This is a genomic window from Microbispora sp. NPDC046933, assembly GCF_040644635.1.
Classification (GTDB): domain Bacteria; phylum Actinomycetota; class Actinomycetes; order Streptosporangiales; family Streptosporangiaceae; genus Microbispora.
Window position 1 is genome coordinate 82,338 of sequence record NZ_JBEYWW010000003.1, and the last position, 15,631, is coordinate 97,968.

The 15,631-nt window shown below is 71.2% G+C and carries 19 protein-coding genes; 8 read left to right on the plus strand and 11 right to left on the minus strand.

All coding sequences use genetic code 11. The features are described from left to right. Window positions 1-41 precede the first annotated feature (41 nt). The 7 genes from ABZ857_RS04865 to ABZ857_RS04895 all read right to left on the minus strand — a co-directional run bounded on the left by ABZ857_RS04865 (window position 42) and on the right by ABZ857_RS04895 (window position 7,379). Window positions 42-1,541, minus strand: coding sequence for an ATP-binding cassette domain-containing protein (locus ABZ857_RS04865; RefSeq protein ID WP_357037592.1), 1,500 nt, complete (start codon window positions 1,539-1,541; stop codon window positions 42-44). 8 nt (window positions 1,542-1,549) lie between these two features. Further along, complete coding sequence (locus ABZ857_RS04870; protein WP_357037594.1) at window positions 1,550-2,401, minus strand: ABC transporter permease subunit; 852 nt, start codon at window positions 2,399-2,401, stop codon at window positions 1,550-1,552. After that, window positions 2,398-3,351, minus strand: coding sequence for an ABC transporter permease (locus ABZ857_RS04875; protein WP_357037597.1), 954 nt, complete (start codon window positions 3,349-3,351; stop codon window positions 2,398-2,400). Before ABZ857_RS04875 ends, ABZ857_RS04870 begins: the two co-directional genes overlap by 4 nt. Beyond that, complete coding sequence (locus ABZ857_RS04880; protein ID WP_357037599.1) at window positions 3,348-4,949, minus strand: ABC transporter substrate-binding protein; 1,602 nt, start codon at window positions 4,947-4,949, stop codon at window positions 3,348-3,350. The genes ABZ857_RS04875 and ABZ857_RS04880 overlap by 4 nt, the downstream gene beginning before the upstream one ends. 128 nt (window positions 4,950-5,077) lie before the next feature. After that, complete coding sequence (locus ABZ857_RS04885; RefSeq protein WP_357037602.1) at window positions 5,078-6,013, minus strand: ferredoxin; 936 nt, start codon at window positions 6,011-6,013, stop codon at window positions 5,078-5,080. Between the two features lie 5 nt (window positions 6,014-6,018). Next, complete coding sequence (rpsR, locus tag ABZ857_RS04890; RefSeq protein WP_357037605.1) at window positions 6,019-6,243, minus strand: 30S ribosomal protein S18; 225 nt, start codon at window positions 6,241-6,243, stop codon at window positions 6,019-6,021. Beyond that, on the minus strand, window positions 6,240-7,379 hold the full coding sequence (locus ABZ857_RS04895) for a GTP-binding protein (RefSeq protein WP_357037608.1): 1,140 nt from the start codon (window positions 7,377-7,379) through the stop codon (window positions 6,240-6,242). Before ABZ857_RS04895 ends, rpsR begins: the two co-directional genes overlap by 4 nt. A 75-nt stretch (window positions 7,380-7,454) precedes the next feature. Here ABZ857_RS04895 and rpmG point away from each other — a divergent pair, with 75 nt between their 5' ends. From rpmG to ABZ857_RS04930, 7 genes are all read left to right on the plus strand, one after another. Further along, window positions 7,455-7,619, plus strand: a complete 165-nt coding sequence (gene rpmG / locus ABZ857_RS04900; RefSeq protein WP_357037611.1) for a 50S ribosomal protein L33 — start codon at window positions 7,455-7,457, stop codon at window positions 7,617-7,619. Next, entirely contained in the window at window positions 7,616-7,861 is a 246-nt protein-coding gene (locus tag ABZ857_RS04905; RefSeq protein ID WP_357037613.1) for a type B 50S ribosomal protein L31, read from the plus strand. The genes rpmG and ABZ857_RS04905 overlap by 4 nt, the downstream gene beginning before the upstream one ends. After that, window positions 7,861-8,097, plus strand: coding sequence for a 50S ribosomal protein L28 (gene rpmB / locus ABZ857_RS04910; RefSeq protein WP_357037615.1), 237 nt, complete (start codon window positions 7,861-7,863; stop codon window positions 8,095-8,097). Before ABZ857_RS04905 ends, rpmB begins: the two co-directional genes overlap by 1 nt. Continuing rightward, window positions 8,097-8,396: a 30S ribosomal protein S14 gene (gene rpsN / locus ABZ857_RS04915; protein ID WP_357037618.1), complete on the plus strand. Its 300-nt coding sequence runs from the start codon at window positions 8,097-8,099 to the stop codon at window positions 8,394-8,396. The genes rpmB and rpsN overlap by 1 nt, the downstream gene beginning before the upstream one ends. A 2-nt stretch (window positions 8,397-8,398) precedes the next feature. Next, complete coding sequence (gene rpmF, locus ABZ857_RS04920; protein WP_357037621.1) at window positions 8,399-8,569, plus strand: 50S ribosomal protein L32; 171 nt, start codon at window positions 8,399-8,401, stop codon at window positions 8,567-8,569. Between the two features lie 354 nt (window positions 8,570-8,923). Further along, the gene (locus ABZ857_RS04925; RefSeq protein ID WP_357037624.1) at window positions 8,924-10,582 is read left to right on the plus strand and encodes a TIGR03767 family metallophosphoesterase; all 1,659 of its coding nucleotides are present in this window, start codon (window positions 8,924-8,926) and stop codon (window positions 10,580-10,582) included. Between the two features lie 361 nt (window positions 10,583-10,943). Beyond that, window positions 10,944-11,873, plus strand: coding sequence for an aldo/keto reductase (locus ABZ857_RS04930; RefSeq protein WP_357037627.1), 930 nt, complete (start codon window positions 10,944-10,946; stop codon window positions 11,871-11,873). A gap of 224 nt (window positions 11,874-12,097) precedes the next feature. Here the strand turns inward: ABZ857_RS04930 and ABZ857_RS04935 are convergent, their stop codons facing one another. Then, window positions 12,098-12,433, minus strand: coding sequence for an EthD domain-containing protein (locus ABZ857_RS04935; protein WP_357037630.1), 336 nt, complete (start codon window positions 12,431-12,433; stop codon window positions 12,098-12,100). A 143-nt stretch (window positions 12,434-12,576) separates the two neighbouring features. Here ABZ857_RS04935 and ABZ857_RS04940 point away from each other — a divergent pair, with 143 nt between their 5' ends. Continuing rightward, entirely contained in the window at window positions 12,577-12,948 is a 372-nt protein-coding gene (locus ABZ857_RS04940; protein ID WP_357037633.1) for a MerR family transcriptional regulator, read from the plus strand. Between the two features lie 311 nt (window positions 12,949-13,259). Here the strand turns inward: ABZ857_RS04940 and ABZ857_RS04945 are convergent, their stop codons facing one another. Genes ABZ857_RS04945 through ABZ857_RS04955 form a run of 3 tightly spaced genes read right to left on the minus strand, consistent with a single transcriptional unit; the run spans window position 13,260 to window position 15,599 of the window. After that, window positions 13,260-13,394 carry a hypothetical protein gene (locus ABZ857_RS04945; protein WP_357037636.1) on the minus strand — a complete coding sequence of 45 codons (135 nt, stop codon included), beginning with the start codon at window positions 13,392-13,394 and terminating at the stop codon, window positions 13,260-13,262. Window positions 13,395-13,428: 34 nt separating this feature from the next. Continuing rightward, on the minus strand, window positions 13,429-14,649 hold the full coding sequence (locus ABZ857_RS04950; protein WP_357037639.1) for an FAD-dependent monooxygenase: 1,221 nt from the start codon (window positions 14,647-14,649) through the stop codon (window positions 13,429-13,431). 23 nt (window positions 14,650-14,672) lie between these two features. Then, window positions 14,673-15,599 (minus strand): zinc-binding dehydrogenase, encoded by a 927-nt coding sequence (locus tag ABZ857_RS04955; protein WP_357037642.1) that lies wholly within the window; start codon window positions 15,597-15,599, stop codon window positions 14,673-14,675. Window positions 15,600-15,631: the final 32 nt, after the last annotated feature.

Here is a 15,631-nt window from a genome sequence, read left to right on the forward strand (position 1 = left end):
CCGGGAGGAGCCGATCACCGCGCACCTCCCGGCCCCCGTATTCAGGGCACGCCCGCTTCGACGATGCGGCCGCCGTCGAGCGCGACGACCTGGTCGGCGTACCGCGCCGCCGCGGCCGGGTCGTGCGTCACCAGCAGCACGGTCAGACCCAGCGTCCGGCGCAGCGTGGTCAGGAGGTCGAGGACCCCGTCGCCGATCTCCCGGTCCAGCGCCGAGGTGATCTCGTCGCAGACGAGCACCCGCGGTGCGGCCGCCAGCGCGCGTGCCAGGTTCACCCGCTGCCGCTCGCCTCCGGACAGCTCCCCCGGCCGCCGCGTGAGGAAACCCGGAGCCAGGCCGACGAGCCCGAGCGTTCGCTCCGCCTCGGCGGCAGCGTCCCGCGCGGGCATGCCGCGCAGGCCCCGCAGGGGCCTGAGCAGAGCCGTCCGCACGGTTTCACGCGGGTTCAGCGCACCGGCGGAATCCTGGGCCACCAACTGCACCGCCCGTCCGCGGGCCGGGGGGTGCGGCGTCTGCGCCTCCCTCCAGGAGACGGTGCCGCCTGCGATCGGGTGCAGCCCGGCCAGGCAGCGCGCCAGCGTGGACTTGCCGGAGCCGGACGGCCCGACCAGCGCGGTGCACGTGCCACTGGGGACGGTCAGCGACACGTCATGGAGGACCGTGGTGCGGCCGTGCCGCGCGGACAGGCCGCGCACCTCCAGCCCGCCGCCGGTTCCGGCCGCGGCCGCCCTGCGGGTCGCGGCGCGCGCGTGGTCCGCCGGCGGAGTGACGCGTGCGGTGAGCACCTCCCTCGGCGGCCCGGACGCGACGACCCGTCCGTCGTGCAGCAGGACCACCTGGTCGGCCAGGTCCGCCACCAGGCCGGGATCGTGGCTTATCAGCACCATCGCGCGGTCGGTGTGCCGCAGCGAGGCCGCCACGAGTTCACGCATCTGCCGGGCCAGCGGGACGTCCAGTCCGCTGGTCGGCTCGTCCAGCACCAGGAGCCGCGGCATGCCCGCGAGGGCGGCGGCGAGGGCCACCCGCTGCGCCTGCCCGCCGGAGACCTGATGGGGACGGCGTCGTAGGAACGCCCGGTCGGCCGGCAGCCGCACCGATGCCAGGAGCCGGCGAACCTGCCCGGTGACGTCCGTCGTCCCCGGGGAGCGCGCGCGGACCGCCTCCGCCACCTGGGTGCCGATCCGCAGGGCGGGATTGAGCGAGGCCGCCGGGTCCTGCCCCATGTACGACACCACCCGGCCGCGCAACCGGCGCAGCGCCCGCGAGTCGAACGGATCGAGCCCCGCCACCCGCACCGTGCCGGATCGGCGCTCCAGACCCGGCCGGATGCGGCCGAGCAGACTCAGCGCGAGGCTGCTCTTGCCGGAGCCGGACCGCCCCACCACGCCCAGGACCCGTCCGGGAGCCAGGGCGAGCGTCACCTCCCGGAGCACGGGCGGGCCGCCTCCGGCCGGGCCGAGCGTCAGTCCCGCCACGTGCACGAGGTCTCCGCTGTTCCCGCTCACGAGTGGCCGCACGTTCTTGCTCACGGGCGTCCGCATGTCCCCGCTCACGGGCGGCCGCCTGATGCGATGCCGGCGAACCAGTCGGCGAGCAGGCCGACGCAGACCGACAGCAGCACGAGGAGCAGCGTCGGCGCGAGGAGGGGCGTGACGGACAGGGAGGCGCCGGAGAGGTTCTCGCTGACCATGCGCCCCCAGTTCGCGGCGGGCGCCCCGCGGCCGAGGCCGAGGAAGCCGGCCGTCGCCGTGAGGTGGAGGGCCGCGACCAGGCGCAGCGCCGCGTCCGCGAGGGCCGGCCCGGCGATGTTGGGCAGGATGTCGTGGAGCAGCACGGTCCACCTGCCGTCCCCGCGGGCAAGCGCGGCTTCGGCGTAACCGGTGGTCGCGATCCGGCGGGTCGCCGCGCCCAGCACCCGGACCGAGAACGGGGCGGTGGCGAGCGCGACGGCGGCCACCACGGTCACGTCGCTGCCGGGGAAGCCGGCGGCGAGCACGAGGATGAGGAGCAACGCGGGAAGCACCGCCAGCACGTCCACGAGCCGCGCCACCACCTCGCCGGTGCGGCGTGACACGAGCCCGGCCAGCACGCCCGCCGTCATTCCCATGGCTGTCGCCACGACGGTCGCCCCGATCGCGGTGAGGATGAGCGCCCGACCTCCCCACAGCACGCGGCTCAGCACGTCACGCCCGAGAAAGTCGGTGCCCAGGGGGTGGCCGCCGTCCGGCCCCTGAAAGGGCAGGCCCAGCCGCTCGGCCGGGTCGTACGGCGCGATCAGGGGTCCGAACAGGGCGATCGCGACCACCGTGATCGTCCCCGCCGCGGCCGGCAGCGGCAGGCGCCGACCTGTCCGCGCCGGCGGGCTGCCGGCCCGCGCCTGTGCCTCCGCAGTGGCCGTCACCGCCGCTCTCCCCGCATCGGATCGAGCAGCCGCCCGCAGACGTCCCCGAGCAGCAGGATCAGCAACATCATCGCGGCCGACGCCATGGCGATGCCCTGCACCATGGGGATGTCCCGAGCGGCGACGGCCTGTTGGAGCTCCCTGCCGATTCCGGGATAGTCGAAGACCCTCTCCACGACCACCGCGCCGCCAACCAGCGCGCCGACGGCGAGCGTGAGTGCCTGTACGGCGGGGCCGGCGGCGTTGGGCAGGACATGGCGCAGCGCCAGGCGGAGGCCGCGCACCCCGTTGAGCCGGGCCGCCTCCACATAGGGGGACGCGACGACGTCCGCCACCGACGCGCGAATCAGGCGGGTGGCGGTCGCGGTCACGACCCCGGTGAGGGTGAGGACGGGCAGCACCAGGGTTCGCGGAGCGTCGAAGGGGCCGGCGCCGAGCGGCACCAGCGAGACCCGGGGAAGCAGCCCGAGGTGCACCGACAGCACGGTGATCAGCAGGGCCGCCGAAACGAACTCCGGCACCCCCGCCGCCATCTGTGCCGTCGTCGTGACCCACCGGTCGGCGGCGCCGCCCGCCCGCAGCCCGGACCACAGCCCGAGCAGCACCGCGAGCGGCGCGGCGACGACGAGGGTCAGCCCGGCCAGGATCAGGCTGTTGGGGACACGGGCGGCCAGCACCTCCGTGACCGGCCGGTTCCCGACGAACCCGGTGCCCAGGTCGCCGCGCAGCGCGTGGGACGCCCACTCGGCGTACCTTTCGGCCACCGGCCGGTCCAGGCCGAGGCTCGCCCGTACGCGTGCGCGGTCATCCGCGGAGGCGTTGGCGCCCGCGACGGCGCTGACCGCGTCCCCCGGCAGCACGGCCGTGGCGGCGAACACCACACCCGACAGCACCGCGAGGGACGCGGCCGCGATCGCGAGGCGGCGGCCCACGAAGACCGCCCAGCTCACGGCAGAGCCGCCCGGGAAAAGCCGGGGAACTGCTCGAACAGGTCGTCCTGGACGCCGGTCAGGCCCTTCGCCTGCGCGTTGACGTAGGGCTTGAAGACCGGCACCACCGTGTTGCCGTCCTCCCACAGCTTCTTCTGCGCCTCGGTTCCGGTCTTCTTCGCCTTCGCCGGGTCGCTCTGCGCGCGGGCCTCTGACACGAGCGCGTCGACGTCCGGTCGCTTCCACCCGAACGCGGCGGGAGTGCCCCCTGCGGTGGTGATCTGGTAGGTCGAGAGGGTGGGGACCGGCACCTGGTACGACGCCGCCAGCGGCAACCGCGCGTAGGCGGCGAAGTCGGCGAAGAGCTGCCCGGCGGGCAGTTCCCTGAGCGAGGCCTTCACCCCGATCTTCTTGAGATCCTCGACGTAGAGCGTCGCCACCTCCACCATGCCGGGGGTCTCCGGTCCGGTGGTCAGCACGACCTCCATTCCCTCGGCACCCGCCTCCTTCAGCAGGGCGCGGGCCCTGTCCGGGTCGTGGTCCCGCTGCGGAAGGCCCTCGGCGTAGTCGGGGAACCCCAGCGAGGGCAGGTCGTTACCCACGGTCGCGCTGCCGTAGAACACCGTCCGCACCATGGCCTCGCGGTCGACGGCGAGCTTGAACGCCTCACGAACCCGCTTGTCGTCGAACGGCTTGACGTTCATGTTCATCCGGAAGGACAGGCCGACCAGATAGGGGCTCTTGGACGGCACGAGGTCGATCGCGCTGTTGGCCGAGAGCGTGCGCGCGGTGACGGGGGCCAGATCGTGGACGAAATCGACCTCGCCGCTCGTGAGGGCACCCGCTCGGGCGTCGGAATCGGCGATCGAGCGCAGCTCCAGCCCGTCGAGGAAGGGCGCCGGGCCGTAGTAGTCGTCGTTCCGCGCGAACGCGGCGCCCTGCCCGGCCGTGAACTCGGTGAGCTTGAAGGGCCCACAGCTCGGCATTCCGACCGAGAACTGCTTCGTACCGTCCTTGACCACGAGGAAGTTGCCCTGGCAAAGGATCATTCGTCCGTCCGCGATCGGGCGCACGGTCGGCAACACCACTTTCAGGTCGCCGTCCGCCCTGGCTTTGGCGAGATCGAAGTTGGCCGCGGCCATCCGGAAAACGGGCAGCGTGCTGCCGGCCGCGAGCGTCGCCAGCGAGTACAGGACGTCGGCCGCTGTCAGCGTGGACCCGTCGGTGAACCGCACACCGGGCCGCAGGTGCAGTGTGTAGGTGCTCAGGTCCTGCGACACGTCGATGCCCTGGAGCACCCCGTAGCGCACGCCGTCCTCTGCGGTGGGGTCGAGATTTCCGAGGCTGCCGTGCCAGGCGCGGGCGCGCACCAGGTCGAGCGGGGTCGGCCCGTTGAAGAAGTCGAGGGTCTCCGACGCGCCGCCGCCGACGAACGCCGCGCGCAATGTGCCACCGGCCCTGCGCGTGCCGGAGGAGGCACCGGCAGCCGGGGTGGCCGCGGGTCCGGCCGCGGTTCTGCCGGGGGCGCAGGCGGAGACGAGGCCGCCTCCCGCGGCGATGGCCACGGCGGCCAGGGCTCCCTGGCGCATGAAGAGGCGTCGGTTGAGAGGGCTGGACATGGTTCTCCTGTAGACAGGCGCCCGGCATGGGAGAGTCCGGGCGAAGTGGGGGGCCGCTCACGGAGCGGAAGTTCGGTGGCGTTCCGGTCGATGGGAGCCGCGGACGGTGGATCGGGGCCGGCCCGGTGTCAGCGGAGCTCGTCACGGACGGTCACGGCTCCCGAGGGGCACCGGTGTGCCGCTCGCCGTACGGCGCCGGCGAGCGGCGCCGGAGGAGCCTCGTCCAGGACGACGACGAGACCGGTCTCCGCGTCCTGGTCGAAGACGTCGGGAGCGGCGAGCACGCACTGTCCGGCGCCCACGCATACCCGCGTGTCCGCCGCCACGATCAGGCTGCGCTGTTCAGGTGCTCTTGTGATGACATACATCCCGAGCTCCGCGGGACCGGTGGGGTCGAGCCGAAGGCCGTGTTCGCCGAGTTCCGCCCTGAGCCGGTCTTCGCCGAGCACCCACCAGGCGTACTCGACGGCTGTCTCCTCGGTGAGATGCCCGTCCTGGAAGGTGCGGTAGGTCATGTGCCAGGTGATCTGGCCGGGACCGGCGGGCTCGGCGCGGCCCCATCCCTCGTAACGGCGTCGTCCGATGCGGAGATCGGAGAATCGTGCCTGCGGCACTCGCACCGGCTCGGCCGGCGGCTGGAGGTTCACCACCGCGCGTCCGGCGGGCAGGAGCCGCCGGGCGAGCAGGTCCCAGACCAAGTGCCGTTCGGCCGGGGTGAAATGTCCGATCACGTTCATCGCCACCACGGCACCCAGCCGGGGCGGCAGCTCGGCCTGGAGAAGGCCGCCGGGGAGCACGGTCACCCGGTCGCGCAGCTCCGGGCTTTCGTTCACCCTCGCCAGGAGGACCGAACGCAGAGCGGGTGACGGCTCGACGGCGACGACCTCCGCGCCGGGCACCGCCTGTGCGATCGCCCTGGTGCCGTGCCCGCCTCCGGCTCCGACGTCGACGATCGGGCCGGCGCCGCCGTGGAGTGCCTCCACCAGCGCGGGTCCGAGAGCCGACCAGTGCGCCGCGAGCATGATGTCGACGAATTCGGCGGATCGCTCGTACTGATCGATCACCGGGATCACCGGGGACGAGACGCGTACGGGAGCAGGGCCATCTCCCGGGCGTTCTTGATGGCCCGGGCGAGCTGCCGCTGCTGTTGCACGGTCACGCCGGTCACGCGGCGGCTGCGGATCTTGCCCCGGTCGGAGATGAACTTCCGGAGCAGGTCGGTGTCCTTGTAGTCGATGGAGGTGACCCCGAGCAGCGGATTGGTCTTCTTCCGGGGAATCCGGCGGGGCTTCATGCGATCTCCTTCATCTCGATGAAGTCGGCGAACGGGTCGGAGTAGGCGGCCCACTCGGCGGAACCGGGAAGTGCGTCCCGTTCGGTGAGCAGGCAGGAGTCGAGCAGAGCGCAGACGCGCTCGCGGTCGAGGTCGGGCCCGGTGAAGACCAGGTGCTGGATGCGATCGCCGGTGACGCGGTTCCAGTCCAGCGCGGCGGCGGCGCGGCGTGCCGGAGAGACCAGGTCCCAGGCCGCCTCGGGCAACGCGGCCAGCCACGGTCCGACGTCCTCGACCGAGACGACGCCGGCCACGGCGTCCCAGGCCAGCATCCGCTCGTGCCGGTTGGCCAGCCAGAACCGGCCACGGGAGCGGACGGAGCCGGTCACCAGCTCGTCGACCGCGTCGAACAGGCGTCCCGGGTGCAGCGGGCGCAGCCGGCGCCAGACCACGGTGGTGATCTCGCCGGTCTGCGCGTCCCCGGGCAGTTGGGCGGTCGCCGGGTCCACTCGTTCGCCCAGCTCGTGGACGCACAGAGCCGGGCCGGTCACCTCGGGCAGCGACGTGGAGAAGACCGGGGTGTGCGGAGCCAGGTGGCCGAGCACCGCGGCGGCCAGCTCCAGGTCCTCCTCGTCGTCACCGAGGAGGAAGAGTCCCGTGGCGTACTCCACCTGACGGGCCAGCACCTCGGCGAGGTAGCGCTGGTCCCCCGCGGCGGCACGTTGCCCGGTCTCGGTCAGACGCTCGCCGCGGCAGATGTCCACCGGCATCAGCTCGGCGTCCAGCGCGGTGAGCACGCCGGTCAGGGCAAGCAGGTCAGCCGCTTCCTCATTGGCCAGCGCCTCCGCCACAGGTCGGGGCTCGACGGAATCCCACAGGTCGACGATCAGCAGGGACGCCGTCCTCGCGTGCCGTACGAGCTGCGGGAGCAGGTCCTCGCGGACGGTGCAGGTGACGCACCCGTGGGCCAGGCGCACCTCGGCCCGATCGAGGATGCCCGAGCCGTCGCGGGTGACGCGCTCGACCCGGTCGGTGACGACGGCGGTCAGATCGTGGTGGATCGCGACGGCTCCCGGATGGGTGCGAAGCAGCCGGTCGACCACGGCCGCCCGGGCGTCGCCGTACAGGCCTGCCACGAGGACGACGGGCGTGGGCATGTGACCTCCCCAGGATGAAAATGAAAACCATTGTCGTTATCATTGCACAGCCGTCGACCGAGAAGGACGAGAGGGATGGCCAGAAACGAGCTACGACCGGTGATCAAGCTGCGCTCCGCCGCGGGCACCGGCTACACCTACGTGACCACCAAGAACAGGCGCAACGATCCCGACCGGCTGAAGCTGCGCAAATACGACCCGATCATCCGCCGCCACGTCGAGTTCCGGGAGGAACGATGAAGAAGGGCATCCACCCCCACTACCGGCCGGTCGTCTTCCGCGACCCCGGCACGGGCTTCGCCTTCCTCACCCGATCCACGATCACCAGCGACAAGACCGTCGTGTGGGAGGACGGCAACACCTACCCGGTGGTGGACGTCGACGTCTCCTCGGCCAGCCACCCCTTCTACACCGGCCGCAACCGGGTCCTGGACACCGCCGGCCGGGTCGAGCGGTTCAACCAGCGCTACGGGAGAAGCTGATGTCCGCGCACTGCCAGCTCACCGGCGTCAAGCCAATCTTCGGCAACAACGTCTCCCACTCCCACCGCCGCACCCGGCGGCGGTGGAACCCCAACATCCAGCACCGCCGTTACTGGCTGCCGAGCGAGAACCGGTTCGTACGGCTCACGCTCAGCGCCCGCGCGATCAAGACCATCGACAGGATCGGCATCGAGAAGGCCGTCGCCCTCATCCGGGCCAGGGGGGAGAAGGTCTGATGGCCAAGAAGAGCAAGATCGCGGCCAACGAGCGCAGGAAGGCGACCGTCGCCCGCCACGCCGAGCGCCGCACGGAACTGAAGGAGATCATCCGCACCGGCACGCCCCGGCAACGGGCCGAGGCCGTACGGCTGCTGAGCCGCCAGCCGCGCGACGCCAGCGCCACCCGGGTGCGCAACCGCGACTCCGTCGACGGACGTCCTCGCGGTCATCTGCGCGCGTTCGGCCTGTCCCGCATCCGATTCCGTGAGATGGCGCACCGAGGCGAACTGCCCGGCGTCAGGAAGGCGAGCTGGTAGCCGTGGCCGTACCCAAGCGCAGGACCTCCCGCAGCAACACCCGGCACCGCCGCTCCCAGTGGAAGGCGCAGCGCCCCGGCCTCGTCCCGATCATCCTGAACGGGCGGGAACTGCTGGTGCCCCGCCGCCTCGTCCGCGCCTACCAACGCGGCCTGATCGACCCGCCGGCGTGACATCCGCCGCCACCGCCGGTCCGATCCCTTCGGCAGGCGGCGGTGGCGGCCGCAACACCCGAAGGAGGCACTCGAGCCGTCCACGACGGGGACCCTCAGAAGGCCGCGGCGGTGCGCGTCGCGCGCCGGCCGGCCGCGGGGCCGCGGCGGCCTCGCGAGCTCGAGACCGCGCTCTTCTGAACGGCGGGAAAGCGGCAGGCTCCCGGCCTGCTGCCACCAGGTGTCCGTTTCACATACGGCTATTTCTAGGCGATATATGGCTGGACAGCGTTTCAGCCGTGTTAGGCCGGGAGTCATTCCCACTGTCAAACATCCCAGTGGACGTTCGCCTCGACGCCACCACTGGGGAGCATCATGGATCCCGCCCTCAGCCGCCGCGCCTTCCTGCTCGCCTCCGGAATGACCGCCTCGGGCGTCGCACTGGAGATCGCGCTTTCCTCCACGCCGGCCGCCTCCTCGACCGTGACGCCCTCGACCGTGGCGCCCATGACGACGGTCCACACCGTCGCCAGGCCGCACGGCACCGGCGGATACCGCAGGCTGTCCGACGGCCCCGGCTGGCGGCGGGTGACACGCACCGAGCTGGCCGAGGCCAAGAAGGGCAGGGCCGAACGCCGCACGGTGCTGGCCTGCTTCGTCCAGTTCACCGACCTGCACATCACCGACGTGCAGAACCCGCAGCGCTATGAGTTCCTGCGCGCCGGAGACACGGGCTCCTGGCGCCCGCAGGAGGCGCTGACCGCCGTCGGCGCCGTCTCATTGATCGAACAGGTCAACACCCTGCGGTACGGCCCGGCCACCCGCGCGCCGATCGGCTTCGTCATGACCACCGGCGACAACACCGACAACAACTCCCGGATCGAGCTGGAGTGGTTCCTCACGGCCATGACCGGCGGCCGCTTCACCCCCAACACCGGCGACGCCGGCGCGTACGAGGGCGTGCAGAACTCCGGCCTGGGCCTCTACTGGCAGCCCGATTCCGGCATGCGCGACGTCGACAAGCGGGTAGGGTTCCCTCGCCTGGACGGCTTCCTGGAGGCGGCCATCCGCGAGGTGAGCAGCCCCGGCCTGGCCGTACCGTGGTATTCCACCATCGGCAACCACGACCAGCTCTTCGGCGGCGCCTATTCCCCGGCCGGCGGTTTCTTCACCGACCTGGCCACCGGCTCGCGCAAGTTGTTCGCCCTGCCCGCCTCCGAGGCCGGGGCCGTCTACCAGGCACTGCGCCGGGGCGACCCCACGGGCGCCCGCTTCCGTGCCGCCTGGAAGCGCTACAAGGGCAAGGCCCGCACGGTCACCGCCGACGAGCGCCGCGCCCCGTTGAGCCCGCACGCCTACATCGCCGCTCACCTCGACCCGGCGTACACCGGCTCGGGACCCGTCGGCCACGGCTACACCCGGGACAATCTCGACAGCGGCCGGCTGGACTACTCCTTCCGGATCGCCGACGGGGTCGTCGGCATCAGCCTGGACACCACCGACCGCGGCGGCGACTACCGCGGATCGGTCGGCACCCGGCAGCTGGCCTGGCTGGAGCGGACCCTGAAGACCCACGCCGACGACACCGCGCTGATCTTCAGTCATCACCCGAGCTGGGCCATGACCAATCTCGTCCCCAATCCGGCCCGCCCGCACGAGAAGCGCCACGGCGGGCAGGAGTTGCTGGCGGTGCTGAGGAAGCACGGCAACGTGGCCGCGTGGATCAACGGTCACTCCCACCTCAACAAGATCGTCCCTCATGGCGGCTTCTGGGAGATCTCCACCGCCTCCCACGTCGACTACCCCCAGCTGGCGAGGGTCGTCGAGCTGGCTGACAATCACGATGGGACGCTGTCCCTGTTCACCACGCTGGTGGAGTCGGCCGCGCCGCACCGCACCGACTTCACCGATCTGTCCCAGAGCGGCCTGGCCGCGCTCTACCGGGAGCTCTCGTTCAACTCCCCCGGCATGCGGAGCGGGCTGGCGGGCCTGCCCGGTGACCGCAACACCGAGCTTCTGTTGAAGAGGCGCTGACGGCGCGCTCGCGGGCACCCGCTGCCCGCGGAGGTGGCAGAGCGGTCGCCTCGGCCGTGACGGAGATCGCCGGATCTCGTTGCGTGGGAGGACCGCTCCGCGGAGCGCTGAGCGGTTCGGTTCGGCGGCGGGCGGGCGCGATTCCGGCGACGCGCACGGGCTCCACCAACGCCTCGCGGGCGGGGGAACCGACGGTACGGCGCGCCGGTGCGAGGGGCGCGCCGCTTATTTCAGGGGGCGGTTCCCTGGGATGTCGGGCCGGCGAAACTCAAATCGGAGGATCCTCCGGTAAAAGTGCTACAGTGCGATGAAGCGGAGGTTCCTCCGTTTCTCTTATCGTCTCATGAGGATGGAAACTCCCATGACCGCGACCAGCACTCCCTCCTCCGAGCTCACGGCTACCGGCGTCCCGCGCGCCGGAGGGGCCGGGACGATCGGAGGCCGTACGGTTTCCCGTATCGGGTACGGCGCGATGCAGCTGGAGCGCCTGCACCGCGACCGCCACGCCGCGATCGCGCTCCTGCGCCGCGCGGTCGAGCTCGGCGTCGACCACGTCGACACCGCCCAGTTCTACGGCGACGGTTTCGTCAACAGTCTCATCCGCGACGCGTTCCGTCCCGAGGACGGCGTCGTGGTGGTCAGCAAGATCGGTGCCGATCCCAATCCGGGCGGCACCGTTCCGTTGCGTCCCGCCCAGCGGCCCGAGGAACTGCGGGCGAGCGTCGAGGACAATCTCAGAACTCTCGGCCTCGGCCAGATCCCCGTGGTGAACCTGCGCCGCCTGGACGACGAGGTACGGCTGCGGGCCGAGGGCGACCAGGTCGTCGACCTCGACGACCAGCTCGCGGTGATGACCGCGCTGCGGGACGAGGGCAAGATCGGAGCGATCGGCCTGAGCGGCGTGACCCTGGACGGCCTGCGCCAAGCCCTTCCCGCCGGGATCGCCTGCGTCCAGAACCTCTACAGCCTGGTGTCGCGCGGCGACGAGGAGATGCTGCGGCTGTGCGCCGACCAGCAGATCGCCTGGGTGCCGTTCCTCCCGCTCGGCGGTGCCTTCCCCGGCAGGCCGAAGGTGACCGACAATCCGGCCGTCACCGCCGCCGCGCGGTCCCTCGGCTGCACCCCCGCGCAGGTCGGCCTCGCTTGGCTGCTCCGCCACACACCGAACACGCTGCTCATCCCGGGCACCGCGGACATCGGCCACCTGGAGCAGAACATCGCCGCCGGAATGATCGAACTCGACGACGCCACATCGGGCGCGCTGGACGCCCTCGGCTCACGGCCGATGTAGCCGCTGCCGGCGGAGGCGAGGAAGGCCACGGCGGCGGCCGCGTTGTCGCCGGACGCCTCCGACGAGCCCGTGTTCAGCCGCCGCGCTTCGCGCGCCAGGCCGACGCGACCGGCCAGGACCACCCAGCCCGCGGCCTGGCTGTCAAACACCACTCACCTGCATCGTGGCGCGACCCGGAGCCGAGACTCCCCCGGTGCCCTTGGCAGCGAGCCACCCGACGCGTATCAGATCACGACCTTTTCTTCGGTGACCATGACCGCCACCGAATCCATGTCGATGAACTTGCTTTCGTCCGGGTTCACCAGCTCCTTGTAATTCTTCGACGCGAAGAAGGCGTCATGGTCCGCCCAGCTTTCGAACCAGATTTCGGTGAGGCCGTCGTAGGGGGGACTCGGGTAGCCGTCTGCGGGCACCGGGTGAGAAACGGTGTACTTCTTCACGTGCCGTCGCGCCTCGGGGATGGAGGTGAACAATGGGGCGTGGTGGTTTCGGTGATATTCGACGAATTCCTCGAAGGTCATTCCATCGATACGGTTGATCATGAAAGCGAACTTAATCATGGTCTACTCCCATTCGTTCTTGCGGACACGAGGCAGGCGACCGCCTGCCCCCGGCGTCGGGTTGCGAGCCATGGGGTTACGCTAAACGCTCACATCGATGTCATGGGCAAGTCGTTGTGGCCCAACGCATACGAGGAGTTGAGATGCGGATCGGTGAGCTGTCCGCCCGGACGGGAGCAAGCCGTCGATCGCTGCGCTACTACGAGCAGCAGGGCCTGCTGGTCAGCACGAGATCGCCCAGTGGCCAGCGGTGCTACGACGACGGTCACGTCCAGCGGGTGACGCTGATTCAGACATTCCTGGCCGCCGGAATGTCCAGCAGAAGCATCGCCCAGATGGTCCCCTGCATGTCGGAGCCCAACGCGGACAGGGCCCGGCGAGCCTTGACCGTCATGGATCAGGAGCGAACCCGCCTTACATCGACAATCGACAGCCTCACCGCCGCCAGAGAAGCGCTTGATCACCTGATTGACGTCAACCGGTCCTTCCTGGCGAACACGGCGGATGACCACTAGGCCAGGCCGACCGCCCGGCCGTGCGTCCTGGGATCACCAGCGCTCCTGCCATGACGTGGCGGGACGAGTCAGCCTCCTGCGCCATGTGGTGGGTTCCTGATGCCGCCGGGTCGGCCGGCATCGCCGCGGGCGAGCGCGTCGCGGTCGGTCATGTCGGTAGGCACTGCCGGCGCCGTGCCTCCGCGCCGGCTGACCCGATCGGCGGTGGCGTCGAGCCGGTCCGCGCGCCGGGCCAGCGGAGCGACGTCCGCGCCCAACGCCGCCAGGCGCTGCGCCGTAGCTTCTTGTCGGGTCCGGCACCGATCCTCACGTCAGGCGAGTCGGCGGGCAAAGCAGACGGCCATGGGATCGCCGGCATAGGGACCGTAACCGTCGGTTCGTTCGTAGCCCTCGCGCTCGTGGAACCGGATCGCCTCGGGCTGCTTGTCGCCGGTCGCCAGTCGCACAGTGTCGAGCCCACGCCGGCGGGCGTGCTCCTTGTCAGCCGGCGTGGGCGATGTCCAGTTCCCGTTCTCGGATGGACTTGCTGCTGCTTCGCAGGGAGCGCAAGGCATTGCCGATGACCGGGAGCCGGAGGCTGCGCGCCATGACCGGCCGGAGGGCGATCTGCCGCTGGTTGCCGGGGGTGACAAAGTACCGCTGTTCGACGCCGTTGGCCTGGTAGTAGGTCATGTGCGGGCGGAGCTGCGCCTCCCAGGCGCGCAGAGCGCCGCGGATGTCACCAGGGTGACGGTGCAGCATGCTGCCGAGCAGGTCGGCTCCGGCGAGCCCGGCGGAGATCCCCATGGCGGCGTACAGGCTGGGGCACCACGCGGAGTCCCCGACCAGCACGACCCGGCCGCGCGACCAGGCGTCCATGCGGGGTTGCTCCACCGAGTCGAACAAGAACTCGTCGGCGGCGTCGAGCGCGTCGAGCGCCTCGCCGAGCAGCCGGCCCGTGGGCTGAGGTCCGTACGCGGCGCGGACCCGTTCGGCGGGCCGGCCGGTGAACTCGGCGTCGACGTCGTCGGTGCGGTACGAGAAGAGCACGGTGGGCGGGTGGTCGGCGAACGGAAAGACCCACATGGCCCGGCCGGGCTCGAGGAGACTCGCCCCCTCGTCCGGGGAGAGCCCGCCGACCGCGCCCGGCAGCATCGTCGCCGCGATCATGTAGCCGAGCCGATGCAGATATCTGTCGTGCGGGCCGAAGACGAGACGCCGGACCGTGGACCGCAACCCGTCGGCGCCCACGACGAAATCGAATCGCTCGGTCACGGATCCACCGTCGTGTTCGAGCGTCACCTCGACGCCGGAGGCATCCTGCTCGATGCGGGTGGGGGTCGTCGCGTAGCGGATCTCCACGTCGTCCGGGAGCGCGGCGAAGGCGGCACGTTCCACGTCACCTCGCAGCATCATGCGAGGCGAGACCGGCAGATCCCCGAACCCCAGGCCGGGTTTGCGTACGCCGGCGCGATCCACCGTGTAGGTGATGCCGGTGGGCGGCGATCGGTCGGGGATGGCGTCGAGAATGCCGAGTCGCCGCGCCGCGGCCTGGCCTGCGCCGAACAACACGACGAAGTAGCCACCCGATCGACGACCCGGCGCTCTCTCCACGATCACCGGATCCCAGCCGATGCGCCGAAGGCCGATCGCCGCGGCGATGCCGCTGACGCCGAGACCCACGACCAGGGCCCGTCTCCCGCTGCTGCTCAACGAGGTCACCGCTTCCTCCTCGGATGTGACGGCTAGGGGACGAGAACGATGCGGTCGTCGGTCTCGGCGGTCCACGCCTGCGCGACCTGGGCCAGGGGTACGGCTCGAGCCCGTACGTCGATCGCGCCCGCGGCCACCGCTGAGGCCAGCTCCGGCAACTCGGCGAGGATGTCCCGGGCGGGGACCGAGCCGATGCCGCTGCCGACGATCTGCAGGCGGGCGGAGCGCAGTGCCGCGGAGGGGATCGGCGCCGTCTGGCCGGCGATGGATCCGATCTGGATCCAGGCCAGCGGGGCGGTGCGGTCGGCGCGGGCGGTGAGCATCGGAATCATGGCGCCGGCAGCGGTTTCACCCCACACATAGTCGATGACCACGTCGACGTCGGCTGCCTGGCCGATCTGGTCGAAGGTGATCGTCTCGTCGGCGCCGAGCGCGGTCAGCGCCTTCAGGCGGGTGGTGTCGCGGCCGGCGGCGATGACCTGGGCGGCGCCGAACAGTTTGGCGATCTGGACCGCCATCCGTCCGGCGTTGCCGGTGGCGCCGAGGACGAGGACGCGCTGACCGGCGTGGAAGTCGACGCGCCGGCGCAGCGCGACCCAGGACGACATGGCCGGGTTCATCGCGGCGGCGATCTGCACGGGGTCGATGCCGTCGGGCAGGATCACGCTGCGGCGAGGGTCGATGAGGGTGCGGTCGGCGAACGTCCCCAGAGCCGTGTCGTCCAGGACCACGTAGCGGAGGTTGCCCTCCTTGTCGCGTACCACGCCGTCGACGCCGGGGACGAGCGGGTACAGGCCGTTGCTGGAGTAGTGCGAGCCGTTCGCCTTTGCCCTGGTCAGATGGTGCAGACCGGCCGCGAGAACCTCAACGACCATCTCGTCGCCGTGGCGTTCGGTGGGGTCGGGGTGGTCGCGATAGACCGGCGGGACATCGGCTGCCGGGATGACGGCGGCATACATGGTGGCCTCCCGAAGGTGGTTTGTTTTACCAA